The 10,291-nt window shown below is 55.9% G+C and carries 8 protein-coding genes; 3 read left to right on the forward strand and 5 right to left on the reverse strand.

Annotation, left to right across the window (positions count from 1 at the left end):
• From ACP5D0_RS08345 to ACP5D0_RS08365, 5 genes are all read right to left on the reverse strand, one after another.
• Positions 1 to 592: DEAD/DEAH box helicase (locus ACP5D0_RS08345; RefSeq protein WP_472365232.1), on the reverse strand; the 592-nt coding region annotated here is incomplete at its 3' end.
• Between the two features lie 371 nt (positions 593 to 963).
• On the reverse strand, positions 964 to 2,334 hold the full coding sequence (locus tag ACP5D0_RS08350; RefSeq protein WP_472365234.1) for a TRAP transporter large permease: 1,371 nt from the start codon (positions 2,332 to 2,334) through the stop codon (positions 964 to 966).
• Positions 2,334 to 2,960: a TRAP transporter small permease subunit gene (locus ACP5D0_RS08355; RefSeq protein ID WP_472365235.1), complete on the reverse strand. Its 627-nt coding sequence runs from the start codon at positions 2,958 to 2,960 to the stop codon at positions 2,334 to 2,336. Before ACP5D0_RS08355 ends, ACP5D0_RS08350 begins: the two co-directional genes overlap by 1 nt.
• Before the next feature lie 156 nt (positions 2,961 to 3,116).
• Positions 3,117 to 3,650, reverse strand: a complete 534-nt coding sequence (locus ACP5D0_RS08360) for a DsrE family protein (protein ID WP_472365236.1) — start codon at positions 3,648 to 3,650, stop codon at positions 3,117 to 3,119.
• 84 nt (positions 3,651 to 3,734) lie between these two features.
• Positions 3,735 to 4,607: a pirin family protein gene (locus ACP5D0_RS08365; protein WP_472365238.1), complete on the reverse strand. Its 873-nt coding sequence runs from the start codon at positions 4,605 to 4,607 to the stop codon at positions 3,735 to 3,737.
• A 66-nt stretch (positions 4,608 to 4,673) separates the two neighbouring features.
• Here ACP5D0_RS08365 and ACP5D0_RS08370 point away from each other — a divergent pair, with 66 nt between their 5' ends.
• The 3 genes from ACP5D0_RS08370 (at position 4,674) to ACP5D0_RS08380 (ending at position 10,112) form a co-directional block, all read left to right on the forward strand.
• Positions 4,674 to 5,639 (forward strand): LysR family transcriptional regulator, encoded by a 966-nt coding sequence (locus ACP5D0_RS08370; RefSeq protein WP_472365240.1) that lies wholly within the window; start codon positions 4,674 to 4,676, stop codon positions 5,637 to 5,639.
• Positions 5,640 to 5,751: 112 nt separating this feature from the next.
• Entirely contained in the window at positions 5,752 to 6,924 is a 1,173-nt protein-coding gene (locus ACP5D0_RS08375) for an efflux RND transporter periplasmic adaptor subunit (RefSeq protein WP_472365242.1), read from the forward strand.
• Positions 6,924 to 10,112, forward strand: a complete 3,189-nt coding sequence (locus ACP5D0_RS08380; protein ID WP_472365244.1) for an efflux RND transporter permease subunit — start codon at positions 6,924 to 6,926, stop codon at positions 10,110 to 10,112. The genes ACP5D0_RS08375 and ACP5D0_RS08380 overlap by 1 nt, the downstream gene beginning before the upstream one ends.
• Positions 10,113 to 10,291 lie beyond the last annotated feature (179 nt).

Genomic DNA, 10,291 nt, shown 5'->3' on the forward strand with positions numbered 1-10,291 from the left:
TGGCAATGCGATGCACTTCTTTCGGCATGGTGGCGGAAAACAGCGCGATTTGACGCGCATCCGGCGTGTGTTTCAAAATCCATTCGACGTCGTCGATAAAGCCCATGCGCAACATCTCGTCGGCTTCGTCCAGCACCATGACTTTCAGTTCGTCCAGCTTGAGTGTGCCTTTTTTGATGTGATCCATCACGCGCCCCGGCGTGCCGACCACGACATGTACGCCGCGTTTCAGGGCGCGAATTTGGGTGCCGTATTCCGAGCCGCCGTAAATCGGCAGGACGTGCAGACCTTTAATGCCGCGCGAAAACGTCTGGAAGGCTTCCGCCACCTGGATGGCGAGTTCGCGCGTCGGCGCCAGCACCAGCACTTGCGGGGAATGCTGTTTCAGGTCGATATTGGACAGAATCGGCAGGGCGAAGGCGGCGGTTTTACCGGTGCCGGTCTGTGCCATGCCGAGAATGTCGCCGCCATTGAGCAGCACCGGAATGGCCTGTTCCTGAATGGGGGACGGCGTTTCGTAGCCGATTTCAGTCAGGGTGTTTAAGATGGACGTGGGCAGACCCAGATCAGCGAATTTGATCTCAGTATTCATGAGGTTTCCTTTTTCGGTGGCGACTTTGTGTTTGTTCTCGGGCAAAGTCAAAATTAAATCAATGCCACCCTGTTAGGAATAACGGTCAATTCAAGAAAATTCCGTGTTTTCCTCAGCAACGCGTGTTGCGAATCCCCAAATGGTTTAAGGTGAAGCACCTTAAAAATGAATAACGACAATCAGGCAGGCATATCAAGTGATGCGTCAACGGGAAAGAGCGGACAAATCCAAAAAAGCCCCAACCGTAACAACAAGTCGGGGATTTTACCGGAAATGAAATGGAATTGCTGTTTTATTTTGCTTTTCGATGGATTTTAACGGTATGGGTTTTACCAGTCGATGGGTGTGCTGGGCGGTGTGGGAAACCGCTGTTATTGATAAATCACGCTGGGCAGCCAAGTGGCCAGGCCTGGCCAAAGCGCCAGCAGCACCAGCACCGACAGTTGGATGAGGATGTAGGGCAGCACGCCTTTGTAAATGTCCAAAGTGGCGACCGACGGCGGCGTGACCCCGCGCAGATAAAACAGCGCAAAGCCGAAGGGCGGGGTCAGAAAAGCCGTTTGCAAGTTGATGGCAATCATAATGCCCAGCCAGATCGGGTCCACGCCCATGATAAACAGCACCGGTGCCACCACCGGCACGATAATGTAGGTGATTTCAATAAAATCGAGGAAGAAGCCGATGACAAAAATCAGCGCCATCACAATCAGCACGGCGGTGAAAACGCCGCCGGGCAGGTTGGTGAGGAAGTCGTGAATCAGGTCGTCGCCGCCCAGTCCGCGAAAGGTCAACGAGAAGAAAGCGGCACCGATGAAAATCAGGAAAATCATACTGGTGATTAACAGGGTGCTGCGCACCACTTCCTGCAGGCGTGGGCGGTTTAAACGTCGCTTAATCGCGGCCAACAGCATGGCGCCGAGTGCACCAATGGAAGCGGCTTCAGTGGGGGTGGCAAAGCCGCCGAGAATCGAACCCAGCACCAGCAGAATCAGCCCCAGCGGCGGCAGGAGGCTGACCAGCACGCGTTTGCCCAGGCCTGGCGGAATCGTGGTTTGGCGGTCGGCGGGCACTTTTTCCGGTTTCAGCAAAGCAATGATAAAAACATAGGCCATGTAAAGCACCACCAGCAACATGCCAGGGAAGAGGGCGGCGACAAACAGATCCCCGACCGAGAGGGTTTCCGGTGCGAAGATGCCCTGCTCCAGTTGGGCTTCTTGGTAGGCGGCGGAAAGCACGTCCGCCAGCAGAATCAGGATGATCGACGGCGGGATGATTTGGCCGAGGGTGCCGGCGGCGCAGATGGTGCCGGTGGCCAGTTTGGGGCAATAGCCTTGCTTGAGCATGGTGGGCAAGGCCAGCAGCCCCATGGTGACAACGGTGGCACCGACAATGCCGGTGCTGGCCGCCAAGAGTGCGCCGACGAAAATGACCGACAGCCCCAGTCCGCCGCGAAAGCTGCGCATGACTTCATCTAGGGTGCCGAGGAGCTGATCCGCGAGTTTGGACTTTTCCAGCATAATGCCCATAAACACAAACAGCGGCACCGCCATCAAGGTGGGGTTGGTCATAATGCTGAAAATGCGGTTGGGCACGCTTTGCAGAAACGCCGCATCAAACCAGCCGAATTGGGTGGCGACGAGCGCGAAGAGAAGGGATACGCCGGAGAGGGTCAACGCCACCGGAAACCCCATCATTAAGGCGATGAAGATCAGGGCAAAGAGTAACAGGCTGAGAAATTCCATTACACCATTTCCTCATGCGGCGGGGTGCGTTGCGCCAGCCAGTCCTGCACCACCGGTTGCTCGGATTGAAACAGTTTCAGTGCCGCTTCGGTGGCATCCGACAAGATTTGCAGCGTCATGAGCACGCCCATCACCGGGATGACGCTTTTCAATAAGTACAGAAACGGCAGACCGCCCGCTTCGGCAGAGCCTTCCAGAATTTCCCAGCTGGCGGCCACGTAATCCCAACTGACCCAAAGCACAAACAGCAGGGTGGGCAGCGCCAAAAATAGGTTGCCGAGCAGATCCACCCAGGCCTGGCGATTGGGCGACATGCGGCTGTAAAAGACATCCACCCGCACATGGCCGCCTTGCTGCAAGGTGTAGGCCATGCCCATCATAAATAAAATGGCGTGATTGTAAACCAGCGTTTCCTGCAATGCGATGGAGCCGCTGTCGAGACCGTAACGGTCGAACACCACAAAGGCTGTCAGCAACACCAGCGTCAGGCTGAGCCAGGCGAAGGTGTGGCCGATGGTGAGTTGTAAGCGGGTTTGCAGACGAATAAACCCCACGGCGTTTCGAGCCAGCGCAGTCGATGACTCTGATGAATCCGAGGGGGATGGTTGAATAGGGGTGTCTGTCATGCCAGTCTACCGATGGGTTTCGGTGTTGTCCGTTTCGTAAATTGCGCTATTCTACCGAAAGTTGGCGTGACAGGGAAGGGGTAAAGCGAGTGCCCCAGCGGGTGGGCACTCGCGTCACTCTGGAACCGCGAGGCACTCGGTTTGCGGTTTCGAGTGCTATTGAATTTTCAGGTAAGCAAAACCTTCGCTTTGCAGCATGGCGATCTTGGCGACACCGGATTTGGTCAGTTCAATGCCTTTGTAGACTTTTTCCGGCGGCAGTTTGACTTCGCCACGGGTTTTGTCGCAGAGGTGTACCTTGACATTACGCACGTCCATCAGCGTCTGCAAGCGGCCTTTCAGCTCGGCGCGACGTTCTTTCAGTGCGGAACCGGCTTCATAGGGGGTGCCTTTGAGGTCGTCATCGGTGGTGAATCGCAGACCATAACCGACAAAGACGAGGTGAATTTCCGGCTCCATCAATTCGGAATCGTAATAGTCGATGATGTTGTTAATGGAGGTGAGGGTGGCGGAATAGCGGGTGGGGTCTTTGAAATCGACGTGATACACCACTTTGGCCCCGTCGTCCGCCGCCTGGGAAAGCGGCGCAAACGCCAGTGCCAAGGCACCGATTAGGAGAAAAAACGGTTGGAAAATGCGTTTCGAGAGTTGGGTAAACGGCTGAATCAGCCAAGTCGTTTTCGGTGTCATAGAGGCTCCATTACAAGGGTTGTCAAAAACGCTTTTAGCCTAATGCGAAGGCTGGCAAAAGTCCAGCTTCTTGTGGCGGCCGGATCAAAAGCGACCGTGACGATAGTCGTCAAACGCCTGCTGGATTTCCGCCTGGGTGTTCATCACAAACGGCCCGCCGCGGGCAATGGCTTCCTGCAGCGGCGTGGCGGTGACCAGCAGGAAGCGAGCGCCGTCTTCGGCGGCGCGGCATTGCAGGCCATCCTCATGGGCCTGAGGCGGGCGTAACTGCGCCAGTTGTCCGGTTTTAAGCGCGGTTTGGCCGTGATCGAAAAGGAGTTGCCCTTCGAGCATGAGAATAAACCCCTGTTGCCCATTTTGCCAGGCCTGGTGAAAATCGCTGTGCGGCGGTAATGTAACGTCCAGATAAGTCGGATGCACATACGGGTTGTGGATGACGCCGACCGTGCCCTGATCGGTTTGGCCGCTGATGACGCGGATGCGAGTGCCGTTGTCGCGGACTTCCAGCGGAATCGCGTCCGGCGGAAAATCCTGATAGGCCGGTGGGGTCATTTTGGCGTGGGCGGGCAGGTTGAGCCACAGCTGAAAGCCTTGCAGCAAGCCGTTTTCCTGTTCCGGCATTTCGGAATGAATCACACCGCGACCGGCGGTCATCCATTGAATGCCCCCCGCTTCAAGCACGCCTTCGTTGCCCAGATTGTCGCGGTGGCGCATCCGCCCGTGCAGCAGATAGGTGACGGTTTCAAAGCCGCGATGCGGGTGCGGCGGAAAACCGGCCATATAGTCGTCCGGGTTTTCCGAGGCAAAGGCGTCCAGCATGAGAAACGGGTCGAGATCCGGCCAGTCGGACATGCCGATGTAGCGTGTCAGCTGAACCCCAGCGCCATCCGAAGCGGGATGGCCGTGGCTGATGCGCAGCAGTTGGCTGGATGGTTTCTGTGTCGTTGGGTGGCTCATGGCCGTCTCCAGTGAATGAGGTTGGCATCAGTTTAGCGCTTGCCAGGCCTGGGAAAAAGCCGCAAAATGCTAAAACAGTGTTCGATTTTGGTGAACAATCGCGACATTCAGTCTTCAGGAGGCGATATGGGACAGTTGGAAGACATTCAGGTGTTTGTGCGGGTGGTGGAGGCCGGTGGTGTGGGTAAGGCCGCCGAGCAGTTGCATCTGGCGAAATCGGCGGTCAGTCGGCGGTTGGCGGATTTGGAGGCGCGTTTGAAAACCAAGTTGATTCACCGCACCACGCGCTCGTCGAGTTTAACCGAGGCGGGGCGTTTGTATTATCAGCGGGCGCTGGGGTTGCTGGACGCGGTGGCGGAAATGAATCAGTTGGCCGAGGCCGAGTCCGGTGAGCTGGAAGGGTGTTTGCGGCTGGCGCTGCCGCTGTCGTTTGGATTGGAGCATTTGTCGCCCTTGCTGGACGAGTTTGCGCGGCAGCATCCGAAGCTGTCGTTGCACATGGATTTTTCCGACCGAGAAGTGGCGTTGGTGGAGGAGGGGTTTGATCTGGCGTTTCGTATTGCCGACTTAAAAGACACCAACTTACAGGCACGGCTGATTACGCCGATTGACTTTGTGTTGTGTGCCAGCCCGGATTATTTGGCGCGTTTTGGCGAGCCGAAAGACGTGACGGAACTCAAAGCGCATCAAGGGTTGCGTTACACGGCTGAGCAGGCTTCGACCTGGCCGTTGGTGGATGCCGAGGGGCGCACGCATCTGGTGCATCCCGACAGCCGCATTCAGGCCAATAACGGTCACTTTCTGATGCAGATGGCCATCGCGGGGCACGGCCTTGTGCTGTTGCCGCGTTTCATTGCTTGGCAGGCATTGCAAAACGGCGAGTTGCAAGCCATCTTAACCCATTACACCATTCCCGCTATGGGCGCTTATGCACTTTATCCGCAAAACCGTTTTGTGTCGCAGAAAGCCCGCAGTTTGATTGACTTTTTGGTGGCGCGGCTGGGGCAAGGGGCGGAGTGGATGACGCGCTAATCTTGGTTGTGCGGTGCCGCGATGCCCGGTATCTGATTTCATTTTATTTTCACAATCCAATCGGGCGGTCACCTTACTATGGCCGCCAGACTCAATTTTAAGGGCTTGGACTATGCAGCGCACGGACAGACATCGATTTAAACGCTTTAAAAAAGGTTTTGAACGTTTTGACCGTCAGGCCAGGGTCGCCTTTTTAGCCACTTTTTTAGCTACCTTGTTCACCACCGTTTTCACCCTGCCAGCGGCGGTTGCAGACGTTGCCAAAGCGAAACCGCCTGTGCCCATTGTGGCCTACGATGTGCGCCCTGTGGCGCTTCCAATGAGTTTGGAGTTATTGGGCAAACTGGAATCGAACGATTCCGTGGACATCGCTGCGAATGTCACCGAGCGCGTCAAGGCGATTCACTTTAAAGACGGTCAGCGGGTGCGCAAAAGCCAACTGCTGGTGGAGTTGACGTCGGATGAAGAGTTTGCCTTGCTGGAGGAAACCAAGGAATCGGCAGCGGAAGCGAAACGTCAGTATGACCGTGTGAAGGAAATTGAAGGGCGCGGCACGGTGACGCGGTCTTTAATCGACGAGCGTTACCGTCAATGGAAAACCGCCGAAGCCAAGCGTAAGGTGATTCAGGCGCAGATTGCGGATCGGCGTATTTATGCGCCCTTTGCCGGTGTGGTGGGGTTGCGCAACATCAGTGTCGGTGCGTTGGTGCAGCCAGGCACCAAAATCGTCAGTTTGGATGACACGCGGCAGATGCGATTGAAACTGTTGCTTCCCAGCCGTTATCTGGGGGATTTGAAAATCGGTCAGGCGGTGACCATTGAATCGAGCGCTTACCCGCAGCGACGTTTTGCAGGAAAACTGGAAGCGATTTCACCCCGTTTAGAAGCAAACATTCGTATGATTCAGGCGCTGGCGCGGGTGGATAACCCAGACGGGTTGCTGAAAAGCGAGATGATGGTGCGTGCCTTTATCGAACTGCCCACTCGTGAGCAACTGATGGTGCCGAACACCGCCATTTTGATGCTGGGCGACCGTCAATTTGTGTACCGTCTTGAACCCGGTGACAAAGAGACAGTGTATCGACTGGTGCGCACCGAGGTGGAAACTGGCGAACGTCGCAATCGCATGACCCAGATTCTCGGCGGCTTGGAGAGCGGTGATCGTGTCGTCAGCCAAGGGTTAATGGGCATTTCGCTGAACCGGCCTGTGACCATCAAAGCCATGCAGGACGGTCGTCCGCAATCCGAATTGCTGGATAAGAACGCGCAAGTGGCGAAACGCTGATGTGGTTGTCCGATACGTCCATTAAGCGTCCCGTCATGGCGACGGTGGTGTCTTTGCTGCTGCTGGCGGTGGGACTGATGTCGTTTGACCGAATGAGCCTGCGGGAATACCCGAATGTGGATCCGCCGGTGGTCAGCATTGACACCACCTATCTCGGCGCATCCGCTGCGGTGGTGGAAAGCCGCATCACCAAACGCATTGAAGACCGCATTGCCGGGATTTCCGGCATTGAATACATTTCTTCGCAATCCACCGACGGGCGTTCGAAAATCACGGTGGAATTCAGCATTAACCGCGATATTGACGCGGCCGCCAACGACATCCGAGACCGGGTGTCGCGCATCTTGGATAATTTGCCCGAGCAGGCCGATCCGCCGGAAGTGGAAAAGGTGGACGGCGATGAAAGCCCGATTATGTGGTTTAACCTCGCCAGTGACAGCATGACCATTCCCGAGTTAACCGACTTTGCCGAACGCTACATTGTCGATCGGTTTTCGGTGCTGGACGGGGTGGCGCGGGTGCGCATTGGCGGTGGGCAATCCTTTGCGCTGCGCATTTGGCTGGACCCCAACAAAATGGCGGAATACGGTGTGACCGCCCAGGACATTGAAACTCAGATTCGCGCCTCCAATGTCGAGCTGCCGGTCGGTTCGGTGCAGGGACGGCACATTATGCTGTCGCTGCAGGCCGACAAGCCGCTGGAAACGGTGGACGATTTTAAAAACCTGATTATCAAGCAAAGCGGTCAGACGGGGCAAATCACCTTGGGCGAAGTCGCCAATGTGTATATGGGGGCGATCGAGCGGCGGCGTTTTTTCAAGGGTAACGGCATGCCGATGGTGGGCATCGGCATTGTCAAACAGTCCAATGCCAATACCCTGAGCGTGGCACGCCTGGCAAAAGAGCGCAAAGACTTGGTGAACCAAACCCTGCCAGAAGGTCTGGAGCTGAAAGACAGCTACGATGCCTCGGTGTTTATCCAACAGGCGGTGGATGAGGTGTACAAAACCCTGTTTATTGCGCTGGGGCTGGTGGTGCTGGTGATGCTGGTGTTCTTGCGCAATGTGCGGGCGGCCATGGTGCCTGCGGTGACGCTGCCGGTGTCGCTGCTGGCCACCTTCTGGGTGCTGTGGATGCTGGGCTTTTCGGTGAACCTGCTGACCTTGCTGGCGCTGGTGCTGGCGATTGGGCTGGTGGTGGACGATGCCATAGTGGTGCTGGAAAACACCCAGCGGCATCTGGATTTGGGCTATCGACCGATTGCCGCGGCCTATCTGGGCACCCGGCAGGTGGGCTTTGCGGTCATCGCCACCACGGTGGTGCTGGTGGCGGTGTTTTTGCCGATCGGTTTTTTAGAAGGCAATATCGGGCGGCTGTTTTCCGAGTTTGCCATCACCCTGGCGGTGGCGGTGATGTTTTCCAGCTGGGTGGCCTTGACGCTGTCACCAGCGCTGGCGTCCAATATTTTGCAGTCGCCCAAGGCGATTCGGCAGGCGCGAGCCGTGCATTCGGCTGCAGTGGCACAGCAGGTGCAAACCGGAGAAGCGCCGACAACGCTGGATAAAGCCTTTTCCGCCAGGTCTGGGCGTTCGTCGCGTTTTCATTGGGGCAATCATCACTTCTTTAAAAAATTCTTGGTGTGGAATCTGCGTCGGCCGATTTGGATCAGTCTGGTGTTTTTGGCGGTGCTGGCGGCGCTGGTGCATTATGCGCAAAAAGTGCCGCAGGAATATGTGCCCAAAGAAGATCGCGGGGTGTTTTTTGTGATGGTCAAAGGCCCGGAAGGGGCAACCTTCGATTACATGCAAAGCTATATGGCCGAGATTGAAAAACGCCTGCTGCCGTTGGTGGAAAACGGTGAGGCCAAGCGTTTGATTATCCGTGCGCCGCGTTCGTTCGGCAACAGTGAGGTGTTTAATTCCGGTTTTGTCATAGTGGTGCTGGAGGATTGGCGGCAGCGGCGCAATGGCTTTGACATCATGCAGGCGGTGCGCAAGGATCTGGCGGATTTATCCGGTGTCAAAGCGGTGCCGGTGATGCGCTCCAGCATTGGTGGGCGCATTCAAAAACCGATTCAGTTTGTCATCGGCGGTTCCAGCTACGAAGAGCTGGAAGAATGGAAGGCGTTAATGGATGCCGCCATCGAAAAAACCAACCCCGGCCTAACCGGGCTGGATTGGGATTATGAACCCACCAAGCCGCAATTGCGCCTGAAGGTCGATTACGCCAAGGCGCGGGCGCTGGGCATTTCGCATGAAGAGGTGTCCGAAGCCCTGCAGGTGTTATTAGGCTCAAAGCGCGTGACCACCTTTGAGTATAACGGTGAAGAATACGACATCCTGCTCAAAGCCGACCCAAAATGGTTTCAAGCGCCGCAGGACTTGAATCAGATTTACCTCAGTGCCGAAGACGGTTCCGAGATGATTCCTTTGTCTCACTTGGTCAGTTTTCGAGAAGATGCCGCCGCATCCAGCCTGAACCGTTACAACCGTGTGCGCTCCATTACCCTATCGGCCAACCTGACAGACGGCATGGCACTGGGCGAAGGCTTGGATTATCTTAACCGGCTGGTGAAAGACACCTTGCCCGAGCATGCCACCATTGACTATAAAGGGCAGTCACGCGACTTCCAAACGTCGTCCAATTCGATTTACTTTGTGTTTCTGTTTGCGATGGCGGTGGTGTTTTTGGTGCTGGCGGCGCAGTTTGAAAGCTTTATTCAGCCGTTTGTGATTATGCTGACGGTGCCGCTGGCGTTTGCCGGAGGGATTTTTGCCCTGCTGTTTTACGGCATGACGCTGAATATTTACAGTCAGATCGCGTTGATTTTACTGCTGGGGCTGGCGACGAAAAACGGTATTTTGATTGTCGAGTTTGCCAATCAGTTGCGCGACAGAGGGATGTCGTTTTACGCCGCCACTGTCTCCGCCACCCAGCTGCGTTTGCGGCCGATTCTGATGACCGCCTTCACCACTTGCGCTGGTACAGTGCCATTGATATTGTCTGAGGGAGCCGGATCGGAAACGCGGCAGATTTTGGGCTATGTGCTGCTGTGGGGCGTGGCTTTTTCCACGCTGCTGAGTTTGTTTGTGATTCCCGTGGCCTACAGCCTCATCGCCAAACGCACTGGCTCACCGCTCGCCAAAACCCACGAACTCGAAGCGGCACTCGCGGAAGAGGTGAAATAACCAGGCCTGGTGACAATGGGTTTTTAACCGGTTTTGAACCACAGAGACACCGAGATATTTATGCCCTCTGGGTACAGATTTTTGTGGCATTAAAACGGCCTGTCTTGGTGGTTTATGAGTGGTCATCCCGACCGAAGCGGAAGGGATCTGATTTAGGTTGGCACCGTCGGCGGGAGATC

This window comes from Hydrogenovibrio sp., assembly GCF_049975065.1.
Lineage (GTDB): Bacteria > Pseudomonadota > Gammaproteobacteria > Thiomicrospirales > Thiomicrospiraceae > Hydrogenovibrio.

What these genes read in the sequence shown, in the direction of transcription:
- ACP5D0_RS08370 (WP_472365240.1), top strand. Translation starts at nt 4,674, where the DNA reads ATGCTAAAACAGTGTTCGATTTTGGTGAACAATCGCGACATTCAGTCT.
- ACP5D0_RS08355 (WP_472365235.1), bottom strand. Translation starts at nt 2,960, where the DNA reads ATGACAGACACCCCTATTCAACCATCCCCCTCGGATTCATCAGAGTCA.
- ACP5D0_RS08350 (WP_472365234.1), bottom strand. Translation starts at nt 2,334, where the DNA reads ATGGAATTTCTCAGCCTGTTACTCTTTGCCCTGATCTTCATCGCCTTA.
- ACP5D0_RS08380 (WP_472365244.1), top strand. Translation starts at nt 6,924, where the DNA reads ATGTGGTTGTCCGATACGTCCATTAAGCGTCCCGTCATGGCGACGGTG.
- ACP5D0_RS08360 (WP_472365236.1), bottom strand. Translation starts at nt 3,650, where the DNA reads ATGACACCGAAAACGACTTGGCTGATTCAGCCGTTTACCCAACTCTCG.
- ACP5D0_RS08365 (WP_472365238.1), bottom strand. Translation starts at nt 4,607, where the DNA reads ATGAGCCACCCAACGACACAGAAACCATCCAGCCAACTGCTGCGCATC.
- ACP5D0_RS08375 (WP_472365242.1), top strand. Translation starts at nt 5,752, where the DNA reads ATGCAGCGCACGGACAGACATCGATTTAAACGCTTTAAAAAAGGTTTT.